This window comes from Affinundibacterium baiyunense (assembly GCF_018139645.1).
Classification (GTDB): domain Bacteria; phylum Pseudomonadota; class Gammaproteobacteria; order Burkholderiales; family Burkholderiaceae_D; genus Undibacterium; species Undibacterium baiyunense.
This window is the reverse complement of record NZ_JAGSPM010000003.1, coordinates 179,842-202,357: the sequence shown is the minus strand read 5'-3', so window position 1 is coordinate 202,357 and position 22,516 is coordinate 179,842. Positions and strand designations below refer to the sequence as shown.

At 45.0% G+C, this 22,516-nt stretch carries 20 protein-coding genes; 13 read left to right on the top strand and 7 right to left on the bottom strand.

What is annotated here, in order from left to right; all coding sequences use genetic code 11:
- Positions 1-162: 162 nt before the first annotated feature.
- From bla to polA, 3 genes are all read right to left on the bottom strand, one after another.
- Positions 163-1,077, bottom strand: coding sequence for a subclass B3 metallo-beta-lactamase (gene bla / locus KDM92_RS06500; protein WP_212683584.1), 915 nt, complete (start codon positions 1,075-1,077; stop codon positions 163-165).
- Between the two features lie 199 nt (positions 1,078-1,276).
- A complete protein-coding gene (locus KDM92_RS06495) occupies positions 1,277-2,170 on the bottom strand; it encodes a tetratricopeptide repeat protein (RefSeq protein WP_212683583.1) in 894 nt (297 codons plus the stop codon).
- Positions 2,171-2,447: 277 nt separating this feature from the next.
- Positions 2,448-5,234: a DNA polymerase I gene (gene polA / locus KDM92_RS06490; RefSeq protein WP_212683582.1), complete on the bottom strand. Its 2,787-nt coding sequence runs from the start codon at positions 5,232-5,234 to the stop codon at positions 2,448-2,450.
- 12 nt (positions 5,235-5,246) lie between these two features.
- Here polA and KDM92_RS06485 point away from each other — a divergent pair, with 12 nt between their 5' ends.
- The 4 genes from KDM92_RS06485 (at position 5,247) to KDM92_RS06470 (ending at position 8,713) form a co-directional block, all read left to right on the top strand.
- Positions 5,247-5,984 carry an LOG family protein gene (locus KDM92_RS06485; RefSeq protein WP_212683581.1) on the top strand — a complete coding sequence of 246 codons (738 nt, stop codon included), beginning with the start codon at positions 5,247-5,249 and terminating at the stop codon, positions 5,982-5,984.
- 232 nt (positions 5,985-6,216) lie between these two features.
- Positions 6,217-6,744 (top strand): hypothetical protein, encoded by a 528-nt coding sequence (locus KDM92_RS06480; protein ID WP_212683580.1) that lies wholly within the window; start codon positions 6,217-6,219, stop codon positions 6,742-6,744.
- A 161-nt stretch (positions 6,745-6,905) separates the two neighbouring features.
- Positions 6,906-7,868 (top strand): homoserine kinase, encoded by a 963-nt coding sequence (locus tag KDM92_RS06475; protein WP_212683579.1) that lies wholly within the window; start codon positions 6,906-6,908, stop codon positions 7,866-7,868.
- A gap of 101 nt (positions 7,869-7,969) precedes the next feature.
- Positions 7,970-8,713, top strand: coding sequence for a BPSS1780 family membrane protein (locus KDM92_RS06470; RefSeq protein WP_212683578.1), 744 nt, complete (start codon positions 7,970-7,972; stop codon positions 8,711-8,713).
- A 99-nt stretch (positions 8,714-8,812) separates the two neighbouring features.
- Here the strand turns inward: KDM92_RS06470 and KDM92_RS06465 are convergent, their stop codons facing one another.
- Positions 8,813-9,277: an OsmC family protein gene (locus KDM92_RS06465; protein WP_212683577.1), complete on the bottom strand. Its 465-nt coding sequence runs from the start codon at positions 9,275-9,277 to the stop codon at positions 8,813-8,815.
- A gap of 570 nt (positions 9,278-9,847) precedes the next feature.
- Between KDM92_RS06465 and rplM the strand changes: the two genes are divergently transcribed.
- The 9 genes from rplM to glcF all read left to right on the top strand — a co-directional run bounded on the left by rplM (position 9,848) and on the right by glcF (position 17,967).
- Positions 9,848-10,276, top strand: coding sequence for a 50S ribosomal protein L13 (gene rplM, locus KDM92_RS06460; RefSeq protein WP_189346784.1), 429 nt, complete (start codon positions 9,848-9,850; stop codon positions 10,274-10,276).
- Between the two features lie 9 nt (positions 10,277-10,285).
- Positions 10,286-10,678: a 30S ribosomal protein S9 gene (gene rpsI / locus KDM92_RS06455; protein ID WP_189346785.1), complete on the top strand. Its 393-nt coding sequence runs from the start codon at positions 10,286-10,288 to the stop codon at positions 10,676-10,678.
- Between the two features lie 379 nt (positions 10,679-11,057).
- Positions 11,058-12,095 (top strand): N-acetyl-gamma-glutamyl-phosphate reductase, encoded by a 1,038-nt coding sequence (gene argC, locus KDM92_RS06450; RefSeq protein ID WP_212683576.1) that lies wholly within the window; start codon positions 11,058-11,060, stop codon positions 12,093-12,095.
- 21 nt (positions 12,096-12,116) lie between these two features.
- Positions 12,117-12,842: a DUF6776 family protein gene (locus tag KDM92_RS06445; protein ID WP_212683575.1), complete on the top strand. Its 726-nt coding sequence runs from the start codon at positions 12,117-12,119 to the stop codon at positions 12,840-12,842.
- A gap of 80 nt (positions 12,843-12,922) precedes the next feature.
- Entirely contained in the window at positions 12,923-13,309 is a 387-nt protein-coding gene (locus tag KDM92_RS06440) for a bactofilin family protein (protein WP_189346788.1), read from the top strand.
- A gap of 78 nt (positions 13,310-13,387) precedes the next feature.
- The gene (gene erpA, locus KDM92_RS06435) at positions 13,388-13,738 is read left to right on the top strand and encodes an iron-sulfur cluster insertion protein ErpA (protein ID WP_189346789.1); all 351 of its coding nucleotides are present in this window, start codon (positions 13,388-13,390) and stop codon (positions 13,736-13,738) included.
- 137 nt (positions 13,739-13,875) lie between these two features.
- A complete protein-coding gene (locus KDM92_RS06430) occupies positions 13,876-15,342 on the top strand; it encodes an FAD-linked oxidase C-terminal domain-containing protein (protein WP_212683574.1) in 1,467 nt (488 codons plus the stop codon).
- A 24-nt stretch (positions 15,343-15,366) separates the two neighbouring features.
- Positions 15,367-16,437: a glycolate oxidase subunit GlcE gene (gene glcE, locus KDM92_RS06425; RefSeq protein ID WP_212683573.1), complete on the top strand. Its 1,071-nt coding sequence runs from the start codon at positions 15,367-15,369 to the stop codon at positions 16,435-16,437.
- A 48-nt stretch (positions 16,438-16,485) separates the two neighbouring features.
- On the top strand, positions 16,486-17,967 hold the full coding sequence (gene glcF, locus KDM92_RS06420) for a glycolate oxidase subunit GlcF (RefSeq protein ID WP_212683572.1): 1,482 nt from the start codon (positions 16,486-16,488) through the stop codon (positions 17,965-17,967).
- 87 nt (positions 17,968-18,054) lie between these two features.
- Here the strand turns inward: glcF and KDM92_RS06415 are convergent, their stop codons facing one another.
- The 3 genes from KDM92_RS06415 to KDM92_RS06405 all read right to left on the bottom strand — a co-directional run bounded on the left by KDM92_RS06415 (position 18,055) and on the right by KDM92_RS06405 (position 22,436).
- The gene (locus KDM92_RS06415; RefSeq protein WP_212683571.1) at positions 18,055-18,666 is read right to left on the bottom strand and encodes an OmpW/AlkL family protein; all 612 of its coding nucleotides are present in this window, start codon (positions 18,664-18,666) and stop codon (positions 18,055-18,057) included.
- A 430-nt stretch (positions 18,667-19,096) separates the two neighbouring features.
- Entirely contained in the window at positions 19,097-20,443 is a 1,347-nt protein-coding gene (locus KDM92_RS06410; protein WP_212683570.1) for an alpha-amylase family glycosyl hydrolase, read from the bottom strand.
- Positions 20,444-20,486: 43 nt separating this feature from the next.
- A complete protein-coding gene (locus KDM92_RS06405) occupies positions 20,487-22,436 on the bottom strand; it encodes a glycoside hydrolase family 13 protein (protein ID WP_212683569.1) in 1,950 nt (649 codons plus the stop codon).
- Positions 22,437-22,516 lie beyond the last annotated feature (80 nt).

Sequence of the window (22,516 nt, the reverse complement as noted above, 5' to 3'; positions counted from 1 at the left end):
TTGTCGATGTACACGATGGTGATATCGGGCAGTCGCTACAATTAAAGCATCTCTAATTCGATCTGCTAGCATGTTCCGAAGCTTGTTGTGATGTTGATGGGCATATACTGATTATGCTCATCACGTGTTTGCTTTCTTGCTTTTGTTTTCAGCGATACCTTTTTACTTAACCATCTCTTTTTTTAAACGTTCTTCCAACCGCAGCATTCCCGTTTGCGCATAATTTACACAGGCTTGTGTGTCGGCTAAGGGTTTTGCACCATCCAAACGAGCCAGCAGATCACTCGCGGTGCCATGACCGGTGATCAGAATATCGCAGGCAGTTTTCGCTACACGCTGACTACTTTCGCGCAGTGCATTTGCCAAAGAATCGGGTGCGGAATAGCGATAAGTCGCATCAGAAATCGATCCTAAACTATCGGCAAATACGAGATTCTTGCAAACAGATTTCTCGCACTCTTGCCAAGTCCAACCCGAACCGCCAGGTGCATGACCCGCCATGGGCAAGTGTTGAATCTTTTTATCACCGATGGCGATCGTACCTGCATCCTCAAACGCATGCACATTCGCAACTGGATCAAAGCCAGATAACTCATCAAACTGCGGATCACGACGATCATTTTTTCCCGATTTCAGAACATCGACGATATTACTGCGACTCAATACCTTCGCCTCAGTTGCGGCTTGCATACTAGCCAAACCACCCATGTGATCATGATGTTCATGTGTGATCAAAATCGTTTTGATGTCACTCAGTTTGACACCCAAAGATAGAATGTTTTGCCGCACCGCTTCCGACGCTTTTTGCGGTGCGCTATCAATCAAGACATGACCGTTCGGTGTTGCGATTAACACGACGCTGATCCCGCAAGTACCGACATACCAAGTATTGCCATAAATCCTACGCGCATGGGTTGGCTCGTTCCAATCGTCTAGCGATTTGCAAGCGGTTGGTGCAGATATTAGCTTTGGTTCGCTTGGCATTTTGATGCCGATTCTGTTGGCGTTTGCGGTTTGGGTTAGGCTGAGAATGGTGATGCTAGTGATCAGTAAGAGAGGGCGGATTTGAAAGTTCATTGGGTTTTTGTTAGACCGTTTTGGGTTGATTAAATTCGTAGGGTGGGCACGGCATCATCGTTCCCGCGCGTTATGACGGGAAAAGGTGATAAGAATAAGGTACAGCGAACAAATTTTGTTGAGAAACCAAGCATTCCGCGTGGGCACAAAAAGCGTGCCCACTCTACAAGGCTTACGGGATTGGTGAACTCCGTGGTATCTATACAGAATCTTGAACTGTCTCGATTATTTCTAATAATCGGCCACCGCACTCTTTTTGCCAAACATCGAATATCTCTGATACTGATTCATTTTTTAGTACCGCGATGCCAAGATTTCTTTTTGGATTCCACACTTCTTTTAATTCAACATCATGTTGCTCGTGCGGCTCGCCCTCACTGCATTGTTTACAAAGGATTCGAATATTTGATGACCAGTCCTCGAAATAGTGTGGTGTCGACGAAAAGAGTTTTTCCAATATTTCGAGGTCTTCATTGCTTTCAATTAAAACGATTGCTTCAGTTGTTGTGTAATCCGACTCCTCGAATAACTCTAATACATTAAATACAGAATATTCTCTTTCGCCAATTTTTCTGCTACCAACTGGCGCGCCGTCGTGCAACACAATATCGCCGTGTTTAAATCCTGATTCTTTAAAGGGAATGTTATCAATTCGTGCGCGAACGGGATCGATTCTAGTTGCCCAAACTACTTCACCGTCTTCATCTGGATTTAAACGAACTGGTGCAATTCCAAAATTCATGTCTATAGCCCCAGATTCTCCTTCGAGTGCAATTCCATTGTCTGCCCAAGCCTTTCGAGCAATTGGCCAATTTCTTAATGCGGTCGCTGCTATTGCCAAGTTCCATCGTGCTGCTTCATCATCAGGATCTAGCCTGTTAGCTTCTGCATTGAATTCAAGTGACTTTTCCCACTCGCCTTTGTATTTGTAAATTAATCCAAGATTATAAAAACTTTCGGATTTTTGCGGATCTAGTTCGATAGCTTTCATATATGAAGTTATTGCTTCTAAATCGTTACCTTCATCACTTTGTGCCTGCCCTAGTTCGTGAAATTTCTGGGCTTGTTTTTTCCTTGAACTAAATAACTTCAATTTTTCAACTCCAAATAAAATTAAGCATTTATGAGAATCAATAGATCAAATAATTAAGCTATCTCTTTGTTTATCAAGCGCGTTTATCAAGTGACTGTCGGACGGTGCAATGTGCGTCGGCTCTTGATACGCTTCAAAATCAAAACAATTTCTCAAACAGGCGCCTCAACAATTCAATTCTCGGGATGCTGCGCTAGGCGCTTCCCGGAGCAATACATTTGTATTGCGAGGACAAGCAACAACGCGCAGTGCCCGAAAATTGGATTGCTGAGGATGACTAATGCGCCTCTTCCCAATTCAACCCAACTCCCACCTCAGCAAGCAAAGGCACCTTCAACTCAGCTACCCCAGCCATCAACTCCGGCAACTTGCGCTTCACCAATTCCAATTCCTCTGCCACCACTTCCAACACCAATTCATCATGCACTTGCATAATCATTTTCGATTGCAAACCATCCGTTTCTAACCAAGTCTGCACCGCAATCATCGCTAGCTTAATCAAGTCTGCCGCCGTGCCTTGCATAGGGGCGTTGATCGCAGCGCGTTCTGCGCCTTGGCGGCGTGGGCCGTTGGGGCTGTTGATTTCTGGTAGCCAGAGTCGGCGGCCGAACACGGTTTCGACGTAGCCGTGGGCTTTGGCTTGTAGTCGAGTGTCGGCCATGTATTGGGCGACGCCTGGGTAACGTTGGAAATACTTATCGATGTAGCTTTGGGCGGCGCTGCGTTCTATACCTAAGTTGCCGGCCAAGCCAAAGGCACTCATGCCGTAGATCAGTCCGAAGTTAATTACTTTGGCGTAGCGTCGTTGTTCGCTAGTCACTTCGGCTAATGGCACACCAAAAATCTCCGATGCGGTGGCTCTATGTACATCTTCGCCATCGGCAAAAGCTTTGAGCAAACTTGCGTCGCCTGAGATGTGCGCCATGATGCGTAATTCGATTTGGGAATAGTCGGCGGAGACGATGCTATTGCCCGGTGCGGCGACAAAGGCCTCGCGAATGCGGCGGCCTTCGGCGGTGCGAACGGGAATGTTTTGTAAGTTAGGATCGTTCGATGCCAAGCGACCTGTGACCGCCACTGCTTGCGCGTAGTTGGTGTGGACGCGACCGGTTTCGCTGTTGACCATTTTTGGTAGCTTGTCGGTGTAGGTCGATTTGAGTTTGGCGAGGCCGCGGTATTCCAACAGCACTTTGGGTAATGGGTAATCCTCAGCCAGTTTTTGTAAGACTTCTTCATCGGTCGATGGTGCGCCTGATGGTGTTTTTTTGACGACAGGCAGGCCGAGTTTGCCGAAGAAAATTTCACCGAGTTGTTTGGGCGAATTTAAGTTAAACGGTTGTTCCGCTAGCTCGTAGGCTTTTTGTTCCAGCTCTAATAAGCGATTGCCGATTTCATGTGATTGGGTGGCGAGTAAATCGCGATTGATCAAGACGCCATTGCGTTCTATTTTTTGCAAAACGATTGATGTCGGTAATTCGATCTTGTCGTAGATGAAGCGTAGCTTGTCGTAAGGTTCAACTTGTGGCCACATCGCTTGATGCAATTGCAAAGTGATGTCGGCATCTTCCGCAGCGTAGGCGGTGGCGCGTTCGATGTCCACTTGATCAAAACCGATTTGTGATGCACCTTTGCCGCAGACTTCTTCAAAACTAATCGTTTTGCGTTCTAAGTGGCGTAGCGCGAGGCTATCCATGTCGTGCGATTTGTGGGATTCAAATACATAAGATTGCAGCAAAGTGTCGTGCAGAATGCCGCGTAAATGCACGCCGTGATTAGCGAAAATGTGCGTGTCGTATTTGAGGTTTTGTCCGACTTTGGCTTTGCTGGCATCTTCTAACCATGCCTTCATTTTACCTAAAACGAATTCGCGACTTAATTGCTCTGGTGCGCCCGGATAATTGTGTGCGAGTGGAATATACGCAGCGATGCCCGCTTCGCAGCACAAAGAAATGCCGACCATTTGTGCGTTCATCGGTTCTAATGAGGTGGTTTCGGTATCAACTGAGGTGAGGGCGGCTTGATTGATTTTATCTAACCACACATCGAGCTGAGCTTCGGTCAAGACCGTTTCATATTGCGTAACCGCAGGTGCTGCAGGAATCGTGATAGCTGCTTTGCTTACCGCGGAATCGTTAGCAGCATCCTCGCCAAATAATCCACCTTGCGCAGATGCTGCTTTGGCTGGTGCAGAACCGGCTACTGGATCAACGCCAAATTCGCGTAATAAACTCTTGAAGCCTTGATGCTGCAAGAACGCGATCATTTCTTCGCGATTTTCCTCTTTGGCCTTGAGCGACTCATCGATGGAAATGTGATGTCCTGCTAAGTCGCAATCGGTTTTCACCGTAATTAAGACACGACCTTGTGGCAACCAATCTAAGGCCGCACGCAGATTGTCACCGACCACGCCTTTGATCTTGTCGGCATTGGCGATTACGCCATCTAAGCTATCGTATTCGGTCAGCCATTTCACCGCTGTTTTTGGGCCGCATTTGGTCACGCCAGGGACGTTATCAACGGTGTCGCCGATTAGGGTTAAATAGTCGATGATGCGATTCGGTGGTACGCCGAATTTGGCGAGCACGCCTGCTTCATCGAGTTTTTCATTGCTCATGGTGTTGATCAAGGTGACGTTGGTATTCACCAATTGCGCCAAATCTTTATCGCCGGTGGAGATGATGGTATTCATGCCGCGCGCGGTGGCTTCGACCGCGAGCGTGCCGATTACGTCGTCGGCTTCGACGCCTTCTACCATCAAAATAGGCCAACCCATGGCTGCCACGGCTTGATGAATTGGTTCGATTTGTAAGCGCAAATCGTCTGGCATTGGTGCGCGCTGTGCTTTATATTCAGGATACAGATCGTCGCGGAAAGTCTTGCCCTTGGCATCAAACACACAAGCCATGTAAGCTGCGGGATAATCTTGGCGCAGCTTGCGCATCATATTGACCATGCCATGTATCGCGCCAGTCGGTTCGCCGCGCATATTGCGCAAATCAGGTAGGGCGTGGAATGCGCGGTATAAATAGCTAGAGCCGTCGACTAATAACAGAGTTTTTTGCATAAGGATTTGGGTATGAATGACAGCGGAAAAAGAATTTTAAAATTGCGCCAGATCACGGACAAAGACAAGGCAACCGCCTTGAAGGCACGTGAGTCATGGCATATGTTCACGATTATGGCAGAGTTTATCGAATCTACCGAACGTCTGTCGGCACTTGGCCCCGCTGTAACTATCTTCGGTTCTGCCCGAATTAAGCCTGAAAATCCGTATTATCAACAATGCGTCGATGTCGCGAAACGATTATCCGATGAAGGTTTTGCGGTGATTTCTGGTGGCGGTCCCGGCATCATGGAAGCTGCCAATCGCGGTGCTTTTGAAGGAGCTTCTGCATCGGTTGGTTTGAATATTGAATTACCACACGAGCAAAAAACTAATCCTTGGCAAAATATTTCCTTAAATTTTCGGCATTTTTTTGCGCGTAAAGTGTCGTTCGTCAAGTATGCCGATGCGTACATTATTTTTCCTGGTGGTTTCGGCACCATGGATGAATTGATGGAAGTGCTAACCTTGATGCAAACTGGAAAAAGTAAGCGCATACCCGTGATTTTGGTAGGTACTGGTTTTTGGCAGGGATTTTTAGATTGGATTCGTTCACAAATGGCTGATATGGGTTTGATTGAAGATAAGGATTTGAATTTGGTACAAGTGATCGATGAGCCAGCAAATATTGTTGATGCGATTTTTGCGTTTTATGAAGCGCATAATATTGAACCATCGGACGAAGAACGCCAACGCATGTTGTATCTGTAAGATATTTGAAAATTCGCTCCATGTGCGAGACTATAGTCAGCGTGAGCACTAGTGAGACATTGCACACAAACTTTTCACCAACATGGTTTATTTGTTGGCGTGTTTCTATAAAAAGTGTGCGATGGTAATCGTCGGTAACACATCATCGCACGACTTTCCTGCTAAGGACGCCCGGGCTTTGTTACAATGCTGGGCAATTGTTCGCATTTCTATTGAATCTAAAGTGAAAATCATGAAAAGCTCATCGACCTCTGTTTCCAGCCTTTCCAGTCTTATTACGACTTTTGTGATGGCCTGTTTTGCTATTTCGGCACCAGCAACTGTGTTGGCGCAAGAAAAGACGGCACCACCGCCACCAAAATTAGAAAAATTGGAAGAGGGTCCAGATTCTGATATTAAATTGATTAAGCAAGAAAGTAATAAGTTAAAAACCGTTGAGCGTAAAGACAACGGTAAAGTAACTGAAGTCCAGGTTCGTACTGGCAAAAGCACCTACACGGTGAAACCAAACAATGCGCCGAAAGGCACCCCAGAAGGTGATGCTAATCGCGCAGCGCAATGGAAAGTAATGGAATTCGGCGGCAAGAAAGAGACTAAAGAAGTCGAATCTTTACCTGTGTTATCACCAGGCCCTTACTCTACTTCAAAGACTGGTTCTACCAAATCAGTAGCGCCTCCAGCAGCGAAAGCTGCATCGACTCCCGCTTCTGCAAATGCAGCGAGCGCAGCGTCGGTTTCGATGCCGGCAGAGAAAAAATAAGGGTAACTCTACTTTTCGAAATGTCCTTGTGATGCTTGGCAACGATCAATGATCTTTCACAATGAATGCATGGCATGACTTGTGAGGGCTGTATCGCGTTCGTGTCTTTGCTAAGGAAGAATTGGCGTTGTTAGAGATCCCATCATTGATAGTGGATAGACATGGCTGTATTTACATCGGTAACATTAGAAGATCTTGCGCCTTGGATGACGCAATTCCCGCTTGGTAAGGCGTTGAATATACGTGGTATTGCTTCAGGCATTGAAAACAGTAATTTTTTTATCGATACAGAGCAGGGCGAATATGTTCTGACTATTTTCGAAAATTTAAATTTCGAGCAATTGCCGTTTTACTTGAAATTAATGCGTCATTTAGCAGACCGTGGTGTGTTGGTACCAGCACCAATTGCGAATGCGGATGGTGAGTTATGCGTTGCATTGCATGGTAAGCCTGCAGCGATTGTGAGTAAACTTAATGGCAGCTCGCAAATGGAGCCGCAGCCTGTGCACTGTGCTGAAGTTGGTACGATGCTGGCGCGTATGCATTTGGCGGGGCGTGATTTTACGATTCATCAAGCTAATTTGCGCTCACTTGATTGGTGGCAGATAACTGTACCCAAAGTGTTGGAATTTTTATCCGCAGAGAATCGACAATTGATGCAGGATGAGATTGCATTTCAATCTGCATTTGCATTGACTCCAACATACAAGGCATTGGCAACTGGGCCAGTACATGCTGATTTGTTTCGCAATAATGTGATGTTTGATGGTGAGAAATTAACCGGATTCTTCGATTTTTATTTTGCTGGTTGTGATACTTGGTTGTTTGATGTGGCGGTGACGATTAATGATTGGTGTATTGATTTAGCGAGCGGCGAGTTAGATATGGCACGCGTGCAAGCGATGTTAAACGCTTATCATGCAGTTCGACCATTTACCGTCGAAGAATCGCAAGCGTGGCAAGCGATGTTGCGCGCTGCTGCTTTCCGGTTTTGGCTATCGCGTGTATATGATTTTTATCAGCCGCGCGATGCAGAAATGTTGACACCACATGATCCTACACATTTTGAACGTATTTTACGTTTGCGCATTTCGCAGCCAGTGCCAGCCTTGCCACAAGCTTGAGTCTTGATTCTGGAAATTCAAACATAGAATTGAATTAGCGTAGTTTAGTGTAGATATAAAGCCGATAAAGCGCGTTGTTAAAGTAACGATAGAAAAGACAAATGAATACACCGATGCCCAAAGCGGGTTTGCAATGGATACAGCAAGGTTTTCAGACATTCAAAAAGCATCCATTTGAATTGCTGTTTATGTTTTTTGGTTTGATCTTTTTTAATCTTGGCCTGAGCTTAATACCTTATCTTGGTAGTTTCTTACCTTTTGTTTTTGGTCCCGTGTTAGGTATGGGAATCATGCATGCTTGTCGAGATATTGATCAGGCTAAGCCAATTGCAACCGGTTCTTTATTGATCGTGTTTCGTTCACCAGCGTTCAAACCCTTATTGGTTTTGGGCTGCTTGTACACGATGGCTTTGGTCGGTTCCTTAGCTTGTTCGATACCCGTTGATGATGGCGCGCTTTGGAATTATTTAACCGATCCTTCTAAAGCGGATCAAAAAGCCTTGGTGAAATCGAATATCGGATGGGGCATGTTGACCTTCTTCGTTGTTTATACACCCGCAGCGATGGGTTTTTGGTTTGGTGCGCCTTTGATCATGTGGCATGGGATGGGCGTGGCGAAGGCGATTTTCTATAGCTTTTTTGCAGTCTGGCGTGCGCGTCGTGCATTCATGGTCTATTTATTGGCTTGGTGCGGTATTTTAAGTTTCGTGGCTTTGCTAGTTGCGCTGAGTGGTGGTGTGCTTGGCGTTCTTATGCTGCCAGTGATGTTGACGATTTCTTTGGTGATGTACTGCACTTTTTATTTTAGTTATACGGCTGTGTTTAGCCGTGATCAACTTGTTTGATTTTCGGATTCTTAGATTCTTCTCTTTTTCGTTTTTGCTCTTTTATAGTAAAAATGCCGGAGATCATCCGGCATTTTTTTACATTGAAATTTTTCTCACTTATTCATTCACTTCTGTTTTATCGTGTTCTGATGTCAGAGTTAAGTCTTCGATAATTTCATAGCTGTGTGACATTTGTGCAGTTTTACTGAGCATAATCGAAGCAGAGCAGTATTTCTCATGGGAGAGTGCGATTGCGCGCTCAACCAAGTTTGCTTTCAGATTACGGCCAGTTACCACAAAGTGAAAATGAATTTTTGTGAACACTTTCGGTTCGGTTTCAGCACGTTCCGCACTTAATTTAACTTCGCAACCGCGCACATCTTGTTTGCCTTTACGCAAAATCAAAACTACGTCATAAGCTGAACAACCGCCAGTTCCAAGCAAGACCATTTCCATTGGGCGTGGTGCAAGATTATGACCGCCACCTTCGACAGCGCCATCCATTACGACCGCATGACCAGATCCGGTTTTTGCTAAAAAACTCATGCCGGAAGTTCCGGTCCAGGCTACGTTGACTTCCATTTTTCTTTCCTCCGTGTGGGTATGTATACAAACTGGTCTATTGTAACTGAGTCATACAAAGTCTTGTTTTCATGCAAAACGGCGCATTTGACGAGAAATTGAAGAGTAATCTGCGCCTTCTTCATAGCAAATGTCACGAAATATGCTACTTCGAGTAGCGAATTTCGATACTTTCTAGATGGCATTAAGTTTTCCTAGTATAGAAGAGTTGATTCGCCTAAGATGATTCCTTAGATTTCGTGTGAGTTTGTCATTGATCTCTGCACGCATCTCCTCCGTCACACCAAGTGACTTATCCCGAAGCTCACCTTCGGGTTTTTTTTGCCCTGTGAAATCGCGCTTTAAGGTTTTTTTGGCATGTTTCAACAAAAAAGAAACTGATAATCCATTTAAGACTGCCTAAAACTTAAACAGTACGTAAAGAGTGCTTGCGCTAAGTCTTTGAAAATACTATAATTTCCGACTCTCTGTTCGCCCAGGAGAGAATTTAACAAGGGAGCGTCTGCCAGAAGTTGTTGGTAGAACCACCGAAATCAGGGTGTTTTTTATATTTTTTATTTAGGATTCAACATGAAAACCTTTTCCGCTAAGGGCCATGAGGTTCAGCGCGACTGGTTCGTGATTGACGCGACAGACAAAGTTCTCGGACGTGTTGCCAGCGAAGTGGCACTCCGTTTACGCGGCAAGCATAAACCAGAATTTACTCCACACGTTGACACGGGCGATTTCATCGTCGTAGTGAATGCAGCTAAACTGCGCGTGACTGGCACTAAAGCTCTGAACAAAGTTTACTATCGTCATACTGGATACCCAGGTGGTATCTACGAAACGAACTTCCAAAAAATGCAAGCTCGCTTCCCAGGTCGCGCATTAGAGAAGGCTGTTAAAGGCATGTTGCCAAAAGGCCCACTCGGTTACGCAATGATCAAGAAGTTGAAAGTGTACGCAGATGCAACGCATCCGCATGCAGCTCAGCAACCACAAGTACTCGACATCTAAGGAATAGCCATGATCGGTAATTACAACTACGGAACTGGCCGTCGCAAGAGCGCAATCGCTCGTGTATTCCTGAAAACAGGTAGCGGCAAGATTGTGGTCAACGGTAAACCAGCTGACCAATATTTCTCTCGTAAAACTGGCTTGATGGTTATCCGTCAACCACTCGAGTTAACAAATCATCTCGAAACATTCGACATCATGATCAATGTACACGGTGGTGGTGAATCTGGCCAATACGGCGCGGTTCGTCACGGTATCACACGTGCTTTGATCGACTACGATGCAACTTTGAAATCTGAATTGTCCAAAGCTGGCTTCGTTACTCGTGATGCTCGTGAAGTTGAACGTAAAAAAGTTGGTTTGCGCAAAGCACGTCGTGCAAAACAATTCTCCAAGCGTTAATTTGCTTTTTGCAGATTTTTGCTGGAACAAAGAAAAAACCGCCACTTGTTGGCGGTTTTTTTTCGCCTTAATTCTGGTAGGTCAGGATTTTTTCGATGCAGATGCGCTGAGGACTCAGAGTTTTTGCTTTGATTTCGATGAGGCAAATTTACTTGTTCAGCTAGAGTCACTAGATTCCCGCCTACGCGGGAATGACAAGCCATGAACTAATGACTCGCACCAGAAAACCTCTGCGTCCTCCGCACCTCTACGGCAAAAAGCTTTAAATGCCTTTTGATAAGGGAAACAGAAACAATCGTCTATTGGGAAATCAGGTTTCGACTGCTAGAATGCACGCACAATTTCTTAATGGCACCAGTTTTAGTTTAGGACAATCAACATGATCAAAATCGGTATCGTAGGTGGAACAGGTTACACAGGCGTTGAATTATTGCGAATTCTCGCAACCCATCCACATGCACAGTTGACCGCCATTACCTCACGTAAAGAAGACGGCGTGCCTGTAGCGCAGATGTACCCATCCTTGCGCGGTCGTGTTGATTTAGCGTTTTCTTCTCCTGATAAAGCGAATTTGAATGAGTGTGATGTAGTGTTCTTTGCGACGCCGCATGGTGTGGCGATGGCACAGGCGCCTGAATTATTGGCCAATGGCGTAAAGGTGATTGATCTGGCGGCCGACTTCCGCATGCAAGATGTCGCGCAATTCGAAAAATGGTATGGCATGGAACATAGCTGTAAAGATTTATTGCCAGAAGCTGTCTATGGCTTGCCGGAGCTGAATCGCGCGCAAATTAAAGACGCTCGTTTGATCGGTAATCCCGGTTGCTATCCAACCACGATGCAATTGGGTTTTGCGCCATTGTTAAAGGCAGGTGTGATTGATGCGAGTAATTTGATCGCGGATTGTAAGTCTGGTGTGTCTGGCGCAGGTCGCAAAGCAGAAATTGGTATTTTGTTTTCAGAGACGAGCGATAGCTTTAAGGCTTATGGTGTGGCTGGTCATCGTCATACACCTGAAACGGTTGAGCAATTACAGCGTTTGACTAAGGATAAAGTAGAGTTGTTATTTACGCCTCACCTTGTACCAATGATTCGCGGCATGCATTCCACTTTATATGCGCAATTAACACAAGAAATTAGTAATGAAGCCTTGCAAGCGCTGTTCGAAACTGCATACAAAGATGAAGCTTTTGTTGACGTGATGCCTTTTGGTTCGCATCCTGAGACTCGTTCAACGCGCGCCTCCAATATGTTGCGCATAGCTTTGCATCGCCCAGGCAATGGCAAGCATGTGGTGATTCTGGTGGTGCAGGATAATCTGGTCAAGGGCGCTTCTGGTCAAGCCGTGCAATGTATGAATATTATGTTTGGTTTAGATGAAGACACAGGTTTGCAGCATGTACCTGTTAATCCATAAATCGATCACTCATCATTGATTATGCCAATCTCCAAATTTTTTCGCCGCCGCATGGCGGTGTCAAAGATGACGATCAATCAGCATTTGCCATGGCCAATCAAGTTTGCCTTGTTTGCGGTGGTGATTGGCTTAGGTGGTGCAATTGCGATGTGGACTTATGATATGGGACGTAGTTTTGCGTTTGGTCCCAAATTTTCGCCTGAGCAAATGACTGCCTTGCAAGACAAAGTTGCTAGCTTAACTGCGGAGCGAGATAAATTACAAGCACTTGCTGCCACCATTGAAAGTCAGCAAAACATTGAAAAGTCGATACAAAAACAATTGACGGACCAGATCAACACTTTAACTGCTGAAAATAATCGGATTAAAGATGATTTAGCTTTTTTTGAGAGCTTGATGCCCTCAGCTAATCGCCCACAGGGGATTACTTTGCAGAAGGCGAAGATAGAGTTGGCAGGTCCGAATTTGTTGCGTTATCGCGCCTTGGTTATGCAGGGAGGCAAAACGGTTCGAGAATTTAGTGGCGAAATGCATGTCAGCTTGACACTAATTCAAGATGGTAAACCTGTTATGATGGAATTTCCCGATTCTAAATTAGGAGAGGCCGCAAAGTTAAAACTCTCATTTAAGCATTACCAAAGATTAGAGGGGCAGATTACTTTGCCAGAAGGTGTAACCGTAAAATCAGCACAGATGACAGTTCTCGAAAAAGGTGAATTGCGAGCTAAGCAAGCGCTTAGTTTGTAAGTTTGTCGCGTAGCGCTAAGTGTTATAAAAATCATCTTTTTATTAAACACTGTCAATATTCTAAAAACTGAGGAGTTTGCATGTTTAATCGTAAAAACAAAAGCACGATAGATAGCCTGATCGGTTCTAGTACCAGTATCGAAGGCGATATCCACTTTAAAGGTGGTTTACGCATTGATGGGCGAGTGAAGGGAAATGTCATTGCTGAATCAGGCACGACAAGTATTTTGATTATTTCGGAGCAAGCCGTGATTGATGGCGAAGTGCGGGCTGGCCACGTGGTGGTAAATGGCGTCATTAATGGCCCTGTGATCTCCACAGAGTTAATTGAATTGCAAAGCAAAGCAAAAATCTCAGGCGATGTGCACTACAAAGCGCTGGAAATGATGAATGGTGCATTAGTTTCAGGAAAGCTTGCGCACGATCAAAATGCAGAGCCAGTCTTGAAGTTAGCTGCTTCCAACTAGCTTGTGAAATAAGGTCTATAATAGCAACCTGATTTGAACCAATTTGAGCCACTTTGTGCCAACTAGCAGGAGCCGATTATGAACGCTGTTACCGATATGCCAAGCCCAATTATTTTCACTGATAGTGCAGCTGCGAAAGTTGCACAATTGATTGAAGAAGAAGGTAATCCAGATTTGAAATTACGTGTATTCGTGCAAGGTGGCGGATGCTCTGGTTTTCAATACGGATTCACATTTGACGAAGTGACGAACGAAGACGACACCATCATGGATAAAAATGGTGTGCAATTGTTGGTTGATGCCATGAGCTACCAGTATTTGGTTGGTGCTGAAATCGACTACAAAGACGACTTAGAAGGTGCACAATTTGTGATTAAAAATCCAAATGCACAATCAACTTGCGGTTGTGGATCCTCATTTTCTGCATAAGCTGTTTTCCAGATGCAAACAAAAAAAGACGCTGCGGCGTCTTTTTTTTATCCAAAAATTATTTCCTACTCACAAATTATTCACTACACGCTACACTGATTGTGATCACTAAATTCAGTGAAACTATGAGGTAAGTAATGGATAGTGTACAGACTCGAGCGGCTATGCTTGCAGCTTTACGCAAGCACCTGCCGGCACATTGTATTTTGTCTGATGCAGAAGATACGCGTCCTTATGAATGTGATGCGTTGAGCACTCACAAGCAGTTGCCTTTGCTCGTGGTATTACCAGAAAATGAAGCGCAGATTGTTGCGATACTTCAGGTTTGTCGTAATTTTGAGGTACCTGTCGTGCCACGTGGTGCAGGCACTGGATTATCGGGCGGGGCAACGCCTATTCAAGATGGCGTCGTTTTGTCTACTGCAAAATTGAACAAAATTTTGGAAGTGAATCCTTATGCGCGAACTGCAAAAGTGCAACCTGGTGTGCGTAACTTAGCGATTTCAGATGCAGCCGCGCATGCTGGTTTGTATTACGCGCCCGATCCCTCATCGCAACTGGCGTGTACGATCGGCGGCAATGTTGCCGAAAATGCTGGTGGCGTGCATTGTCTAAAATACGGGCTGACCATACATAATGTCTTAAGCCTGCGCATCGTCACGATCGATGGTGAGGTTTTAGAATTGGGTAGCCAAGCTTTGGACGCTCCCGGCTTGGATTTGCTCGCGGTTTTTATTGGTTCAGAAGGTATGCTCGGCATTGTCACCGAAGTGACTGTCAAGTTAATTCCGAAGGCGCAAACTGCACAAGTGATTATTGCTTCATTCTCTGAACTAGAACAAGCCGGACATGCTGTGGCACAAATCATTGCAGAAGGGATTATTCCCGCTGGATTAGAGATGATGGATCAAACCTCGATCAGAATGGTGGAACCGTTTGTTCACGCTGGTTACAACACCGACGCAGCGGCAATTCTTTTATGCGAATCGGACGGCAATGCAGAAGAAGTTGCTGAAGAAATTGCGCGTATGAGCGCCGTTTTAAAAGCCGCAGGCGCTAGCAATTTGACGGTGTCGTTTAGTGAGGAGCAGCGCCAACAATTATGGTCGGGGCGTAAAAACGCGTTTCCCGCTGCAGGCAGAATATCACCGGATTATTATTGTGTGGACGGCACCATTCCTCGCAAACATTTGGCACAAGTATTAAACGCGATTCGCCAAATGGAACTTCGTTATCAGATGGTGTGCGCAAATGTGTTTCATGCCGGTGATGGGAATTTACATCCTTTGATTTTATTTGATGCTAATCAGCCGGGAGCTTTAGAAAAAGCAGAGGCATTCGGCAATGATATTTTGGAACTCTGCGTTCAACTCGGTGGCAGTATCACTGGCGAACATGGCGTAGGGATAGAGAAACTCAATGCGATGTGCGTGCAATTTAATGCCGAGGAATTGCTGAGTTTCTTTGGTGTCAAACATGCCTTTGATCCTTTGAATCTACTTAATCCGAGTAAAGCTATTCCCAGCTTAAATCGCTGCGCCGAATTTGGGCGTATGCAAGTCAGCCAGGGAAAAATTGGATTTCCTGATCTATCACGCTTTTAATCTGAAAGAGAACTGAACTTGACGATGAGTGATACCTACAATGAATTGTTACAGCAGTTTCGACTACAGATTTTGACTGCGGGCGAGGCTGGTTCATCGCTTCGCATACAAGGTGGTGCTAGCAAGTCTTGGTATGGCAATCCTGAAGCGGGCGATATATTGGATACACATCCATACCGAGGTGTCATCAGCTATGAACCGACGGAGTTATACATCACCGCGCGCGCTGGCACCCCATTGTGCGAGATCGAAGATTTGCTGGCACAACATGGCCAAATGCTGGCGTTTGAACCACCGCATTTTGGCGCGAATGCAACCATTGGCGGTATGGTCGCTGCTGGTTTATCGGGCCCGCGACGAGCAACACATGGAGCACTACGCGACTTCGTACTTGGTGTATCGATGATGAACGGTAAAGGCGAGTTTCTGCGCTTTGGTGGACAAGTCATGAAGAATGTCGCGGGCTACGATGTGTCGCGATTAATGGCTGGTTCGCTCGGTAGTTTAGGCTTGCTGTTGGATATCACTCTGAAGGTAATGCCGCGCCCAGCATGCGAAACCAGTCTGACATTTGCGATGTCCGAACAGGATGCCTTGCATGTCTTGAACCTTTGGGCGGGTCAAGCTTTGCCGATATCGGCGAGTTCTTATCATGCAGGGCGTTTGCTAGTTCGCTTGTCGGGTTCTGAATCTGCATTACGTTTGGCAAAACAAAAATTAGGTGGACTGGAGTTGCCGCAGATGGAATTGTTTTGGCAGAGTTTACGTGAGCATCAACATCACTTTTTTATTCCTGAAGATGGCTTAGCTTTGCTACGCGTATCGTTACCATCGACTGCGCCAGCTTTAAAAATAAAAGCAAAGTCATTGATTGAATGGGGTGGTGCGCAACGATGGTTATGGACACACGAGCCGATTCCTACTTTGCGTGAACAGGTGCAAGCAATGGGTGGGCACTTGACGCAGTTTCGCTATGCAGATCCAACACAAGCTATTTTTACGCCACTGAGTGCACCGCTTTTAAATATTCATCAGCAGCTCAAGAAAAGTTTTGATCCCGCATCGGTCTTTAATCGCGGTCAATTGTTTTCTTGAGTGGTTTTTCGGTTTAATTTGAATTATTCAACTTAGTGGTCTCCAAGTATGCAAACCAACATCAGCGAAACATATAAGCACACAACGGAGGGGCAAGAGGCTGAACAGATTTTGCGCCAGTGTGTCCATTGCGGAATGTGTAATGCGACTTGCCCGACTTATCAATTATTGGGTGACGAACTCGACGGGCCACGCGGACGGATTTATCTGATTAAACAAGTGCTAGAAGGCAAACAAGCGACGCAAAAAACACAGACGCATTTGGATCGCTGCTTGACTTGCCGTAGTTGCGAGACGACTTGTCCTTCTGGTGTTCAATATGGACGATTACTAGAAATTGGACGAGGTATCGTCGAGCTGCAAGTTGCTCGTTCTTGGTCACAAAAAATGTTCCGCTCAGCATTGAAGAATGGTTTGAGTAATCCTCGCTTGTTTCAACATGCCCTAAGGTGGGGACGCCGCTTGAAGCCTGTATTGCCGCAGCAATTACAAGAAAAAATTCCAGCCATAACAGCACTTACCTCAACTTCAATTTCGACAAACACTGCTCAACATCAGCGTCAGGTCATTTTGCTTGAGGGCTGTGTACAAGGCAGTTTAGCGCCGAATATTAATGCAGCAACCAAGCGGGTATTGCAGCGTTTGCAGGTCGAATCGATAGTGGCGACAGAGGCGGAGTGTTGTGGCGCTGTGCGATTACATTTGAGTGATGTCTCTGGCGCTCAAGCAGCGGCAAGACAAAATATCGATACGTGGTGGTCGATCATCAATCAGGCTACAGAGTCAGCGCAAGCGGAGATAGCGATTGTGATGACAGCGTCGGGATGCGGTGTTACGGTCAAAGATTACGCCACTTTGTTAGCGCATGATGCAGCGTATGCAGAAAAGGCAAAACGCATTAGTTCGCTGACTGTGGATTTGAGTGAATACCTAATGAACTTCTTACCAGAATTAATCGCCTTAGTCGGTGGCGATATTCTACAAAAACTGACCTGGCATGCGCCATGTAGTTTGCAGCATGGGCAGCAAGTACGAGGTAAGTTAGAGAAAATACTAGCTAGTCTTGGTGTTGATGTGCGTAGCTGCGAGAATAGCCATTTGTGTTGTGGCTCTGCTGGTACGTATTCGATATTGCAGCCGACTTTGGCGAGACAGTTACGTGACAATAAAATCGCTGCATTAGAGCAAACTCAGCCAGATATCATCATCAGTGCGAATATGGCGTGTCAGCAGCATTTACAGGTAGCGACAAAAATTCCCGTCTTGCATTGGGTAGAAGTACTCGATCAGGCGATGGATAAATTGCTTACCACGACCAAAGAGTCGCTTGCACCTATCTTAGTGGCAGAGAACGCTGAGACAGTTGTACTGCCTGCGCAAAGTTCAACAAGCCATTCTGAAAATGCGTCACATGCTGTCAACGATAAGACAACTGTGGCACTAGATCCGAAGACCAATCTAGCAAAGAAAAAACAAAGCAAAAAGAAATTAATAAACGCAGCCAAAGCGAAGAAGGCAAAAGTATCCTAAGTATCGAACTTGGTTCGATAAAGAAAAAAGTCGCCGCGCTACCAGCACGGCGACTTTATTGCTTTTAGTCTCTAATTGAAACTTAGATTAGAAACGGTAGCCTACACCAACACCGATCAACAATGGATCAACTTTAACCGCACTTGCTTTCGCGCCAGCGATTTTTACGTCGCTACGAATTTGTACTTTTTTCACGTCTAAGTTTAAAGACCAGTTTTTGTCGATTGCGAAATCAACACCAGCCTGTACAGACAGGCCAAAGCTGCTGCTTTCCAAACTGCCTTTGCCACCCAACAAATTCACTTTAGAGATGTTTGTGTAGTTCACACCAACGCCGAGGTATGGGTTGATGTTGGAGTTTGGAGCAAAGTGATATTGAGCAGACAATGTTGGTGGCAAATGTTTGAATGTACCAATATTGTTACCATCCAAATACACGTCGTGTTTTTGTGGGTAAGTCAAAATCAATTCAGCAGATACGTTTGGTGAGAAGAAATAAGAAATATCGATTTCTGGAATTGTCTTTTTGCCGACTGTGATACGGTCTTCCGCGCCAACGCCTCCAACTTGATCAGATTTGTTTGCTGTGTCGATATTAACAACACGAGCACGAACCAACCATGGGCTATCTTGTGCAATTGCTTCTGCGCTGATGAAACCAACTGATGCTAAAGAGAGTGCGAGAACGAGCTTTTTCATTTTCATTTTCCTTGGTTATTAATACAAATTTTGATTCTTTTGGTTTAGTGATTTGTTTCCTAAACCCGATGGAAACAGTGTAGTTGCGCACTGCAGCATGCGTCTTGAGCTAGATCAAATTAGCTGTCAGCTGGATAAAAAATCTGATGGATTTGTTTTTTCGCTGTTTTGAGTGCATTTCGATTTGATTGTTGAGGCTAGGTCATTTTATTTACTGCTGTCTATAGAGCAAAAAGCAAGTTAATAAAGTAAGCGCATAATAAAAAACACCAGCGTTTAAATCACACGCTGGTGTTTTTTTATAGTTTGATTTTCTTGGTGCTACTTCGTCTCTTCCTACTACCTCTGCTACAAACTGGTATTACTGCTTTGCGCTAAGAATTGAGCATTCATTTAGCATTTATGTGGCAAGCATAATACTGTATTTTTCCTATTGCGCAAACACTTTGTATTCCCAGGGCTTGAGATTAAATTTGACGTTGGAGCCAAGTGGTGCTTTTGCGCCACTATGAATATCACGTAGTTTGCCTTTTGCTAGCGCGGATTGAACATCGGCAGTTTGTGCCTGATTCGATAAGTTAAAAATCGCCACAATTTTGTTACCATCTTTTTCACGGGTAAATGCAAATACCTTGTCATCTGCACCAGTGTGGATACGTTGCATTTCGCCACCCGCCACGCCATTCCACAAAGCCTTGTTGGTTTTCTTTAATTGAAACAGTTTGGTATAGAGCTGTTTGAATGGATGCGCTTTCCATTCGATAGGATCGCGTTCAAAGAAGTTCAATGCCTTGTTATTCCCTGCTTCTTGACCGCTATACATCAAAGGCATGCCTTTCATGATGTTTGATAAGACCAAGAAAGTTTCTACTGCATCGCCAAGACGTACAAATTCTGTGCCTTCCCAACTATTCAAATCATGATTGGTGATATGCAACATACGATAGGCGTCGGCATGGTAATTTTTTTCTTCCCCATTTAAGTAAGCATCTAAATCTTTTACTGATTTTTTGCCTTGGGCGATTTCATTAAATAAATCCTTGTATTGCCAGCCATAAGTCATATCGAATGCTTTCTCGTGCAATTCAAACTCATGTGCTTCGGCTAACATAAAGACTTTTTTCGTTTTATCGAGTTCTTTGCGCGTGTCATTCCAGAAATCAGTCGGTACCATCGCGGCAACGTCGCAACGGAAGCCATCGATATTGTATTCAGTGAGCCAGAAGCGCATTGCATCGACCATTTCTTTACGCAACTGTTGATTGCTATAGTCGAGCGCAATCACGTCAGCCCAATCTGGTACCGGTGGTACGAACTTACCGTCCTTGTCTTTCTTATAGAATTCTGGATGCTTTTCAGTCCATGGATGATCCCATGCAGTGTGATTTGGTACCCAATCAATAATCACATACATACCTTGCGCATGGATGGCTTTTACGAGTTTTTTGAAGTCGGCTGGTGTGCCAAATTCAGGATTGACAGCTTTGTAATCGCGCACTGCGTAGTAGCTACCTAAGGTGCCTTTGCGATTCTTTTCACCGATAGGATTAATTGGCATTAGCCAAATGACTTTGACGCCCATTTTTTTGAGCTCGGGCAAATATTCTTCAAATTTTTGAAAACTACCTTCTTTAGAATGTTGGCGAATATTCGCTTCATAAATGGTGGCATTTTTTGTCCATGCTGGATGCACTACTTCGCTACGTGTTTGTGCAGTCGCTGGCATGGCGCTCAGAGCGCCGATACTAAGTAAGAGTGAGAACAGTAAATTTTTCATGATGTGACCTCGTTGGGGGGGGATGGTTTGCTTTGCTACAGAGTTAGTGCAACTCCAAAATCATTGCTGACTTGGCGTTGACGTGGAGTGTTTTGTCTAAAACCAAAGCACGATTATTCAAAATCTCAATCGCACGCTGACTTCCTTGAAGTGCTTCATTAAAGCGAGATAAGTCGAGTTGGAGTGCTTTTTCGTTGCGATTAATAATGACCATTACTTTCTGTTTGGCGTCGCTGCGGAAGTACACATAGCAATTATTTTCAGGAATAAAGTGAAGCAGTTTTCCGTGATGAATTGCGCTAGCGGTTTTACGCCAATTGAATAAACGCGTTACAAAATTTTGCATGTCTTGTTGCGCGGCGCTTAAATTTTTTCCGGTAAATGCATTGACTTCGTCACCTTCCCAACCGCCTGGAAAATCACCCCGGACTTTGCCATCATCGCGCTGTTTGGGGCTGGTCATCAAGACTTCTGCGCCATAAAACATTTGTGGAATACCACGTAGTGTTGCGAGCATGGTGAATGCAAGTTTGTTTAAATCGACATCTTCATTCAGTGCTGAAAATATGCGTGGGGTGTCGTGATTGCTTTCAAAAATGGTTAAATTGTCTGGGTCAGCGTAAATGAAATCATTGGCAATCGTCTCGTACATGCTCATCATGTCGACGTCTTTGCCATAGCCACCGACTAAGCTCGCGTGCAAGGCTTGATAGGTAGCGAAATCCATCAAGCTGGGAACTGAAGAGCGATATCCGTCATGGTTTTGTTTGCCGCGCTGCCAGTAGGCGACGATGTTTGGATTCATACTCCATTCTTCACCGACGATATTGAACTGTGGGTATTCTTCCATCACGCGTTGCGACCAACTCGCTAGAAACGTTTTATCCGAGTAGGAATAGGTATCCGTGCGTAGGCCGGATAGATCTGCGAACTCGATCCACCATAAACTGTTTTGGATTAAATACTTGGTTAGAAAGGGATTGCGCTGATTCAAATCCGGCATGGTTTTAACAAACCAACCATCTGCAAATTTTTGTTTATCAATTTGCGCGGCGTGCGTGTCTTGCAAGGTACTGCGAATATGGTTGGTTTCCGTATATTGCTTCGGAAAATTGAGCCAATCCTTGCTCGGTAAATCCTTCATCCACCAATGATTCGAGCCAATATGATTCAGTACAACGTCTTGGATCACGCCGATGTTTTTTGCTTTTGCTTCTTGTACGAATTGCTGATAATCGCGATTGCTACCAAAGCGTGGATCGATGCGATAGAAGTCGGTTGCCGCGTAGCCGTGGTAAGAATTAATCTCTTGCGCATTTTCGACCAATGGAGTCGGCCATACCATCGTAAATCCCATTTTTGCAATGTAGTTGAGATGTTGCCGCATGCCTTGTAGATCACCTCCGTGTCGACCACCTGGGACATCACGTGCAAGTTTGTCGCTGTAGTTGTGTTGATTGTCGTTGCCTGTGTCGCCATTCGCAAAACGATCTGGCATCAATAAATAAATCGCGTCACTAGGAGTGAATCCTTTGCGTTGTGCAGAGCCTGCGCGTCTAGTTTGTAATTCAAACTTGATGCTGCTTGCAACTTTTGCAGTAGAGTTTTTTGTTTTATTTGATGCTTGTAAAAATTGGATGGTGAGCGCACCAGGTTTGGCTTGATCTGCGATCTTTAGATCGATGAATAAATAGTTAGGATTGTCGCTGCGATGTACGTGTGTGATGCTGATACCAGGATAAGAAATTTTCGGACTAAGTTCAGCGATATTTATTCCGTGCACCATCAATTGCACTTCTGGGTTTTTCATCCCTATCCACCAAGAAGCAGGTTCTACACGATTGATTTGATATTGTGATTGCTGCGCATTTACCGTCGGCATTGTGACTACACTGGCGATTAGCGTTGTTAATAGTATTCTGAGTTGTGCTGAAAATAGCGTGACATCAAAAAATCGCTGGCATGCACTTCTGATCGTTATTGAGGAGCGCATGAGTGATCGTGCTTTTTTTGCCTGTACTAATTGCGAAAGCTGCGTAATTAAGTAACTTGATAGAAAAAAAGCAGCGCTGC

Bases quoted from the DNA above. Each gene is read 5' to 3' on its own strand.
- bla (WP_212683584.1), bottom strand. From the start codon at position 1,077: ATGAACTTTCAAATCCGCCCTCTCTTACTGATCACTAGCATCACCATT.
- polA (WP_212683582.1), bottom strand. From the start codon at position 5,234: ATGCAAAAAACTCTGTTATTAGTCGACGGCTCTAGCTATTTATACCGC.
- KDM92_RS06485 (WP_212683581.1), top strand. From the start codon at position 5,247: ATGAATGACAGCGGAAAAAGAATTTTAAAATTGCGCCAGATCACGGAC.
- KDM92_RS06480 (WP_212683580.1), top strand. From the start codon at position 6,217: ATGAAAAGCTCATCGACCTCTGTTTCCAGCCTTTCCAGTCTTATTACG.
- KDM92_RS06475 (WP_212683579.1), top strand. From the start codon at position 6,906: ATGGCTGTATTTACATCGGTAACATTAGAAGATCTTGCGCCTTGGATG.
- KDM92_RS06470 (WP_212683578.1), top strand. From the start codon at position 7,970: ATGAATACACCGATGCCCAAAGCGGGTTTGCAATGGATACAGCAAGGT.
- KDM92_RS06465 (WP_212683577.1), bottom strand. From the start codon at position 9,277: ATGGAAGTCAACGTAGCCTGGACCGGAACTTCCGGCATGAGTTTTTTA.
- rplM (WP_189346784.1), top strand. From the start codon at position 9,848: ATGAAAACCTTTTCCGCTAAGGGCCATGAGGTTCAGCGCGACTGGTTC.
- rpsI (WP_189346785.1), top strand. From the start codon at position 10,286: ATGATCGGTAATTACAACTACGGAACTGGCCGTCGCAAGAGCGCAATC.
- argC (WP_212683576.1), top strand. From the start codon at position 11,058: ATGATCAAAATCGGTATCGTAGGTGGAACAGGTTACACAGGCGTTGAA.
- KDM92_RS06445 (WP_212683575.1), top strand. From the start codon at position 12,117: ATGCCAATCTCCAAATTTTTTCGCCGCCGCATGGCGGTGTCAAAGATG.
- KDM92_RS06440 (WP_189346788.1), top strand. From the start codon at position 12,923: ATGTTTAATCGTAAAAACAAAAGCACGATAGATAGCCTGATCGGTTCT.
- erpA (WP_189346789.1), top strand. From the start codon at position 13,388: ATGAACGCTGTTACCGATATGCCAAGCCCAATTATTTTCACTGATAGT.
- KDM92_RS06430 (WP_212683574.1), top strand. From the start codon at position 13,876: ATGGATAGTGTACAGACTCGAGCGGCTATGCTTGCAGCTTTACGCAAG.
- glcE (WP_212683573.1), top strand. From the start codon at position 15,367: ATGAGTGATACCTACAATGAATTGTTACAGCAGTTTCGACTACAGATT.
- glcF (WP_212683572.1), top strand. From the start codon at position 16,486: ATGCAAACCAACATCAGCGAAACATATAAGCACACAACGGAGGGGCAA.
- KDM92_RS06415 (WP_212683571.1), bottom strand. From the start codon at position 18,666: ATGAAAAAGCTCGTTCTCGCACTCTCTTTAGCATCAGTTGGTTTCATC.
- KDM92_RS06410 (WP_212683570.1), bottom strand. From the start codon at position 20,443: ATGAAAAATTTACTGTTCTCACTCTTACTTAGTATCGGCGCTCTGAGC.
- KDM92_RS06405 (WP_212683569.1), bottom strand. From the start codon at position 22,436: ATGCGCTCCTCAATAACGATCAGAAGTGCATGCCAGCGATTTTTTGAT.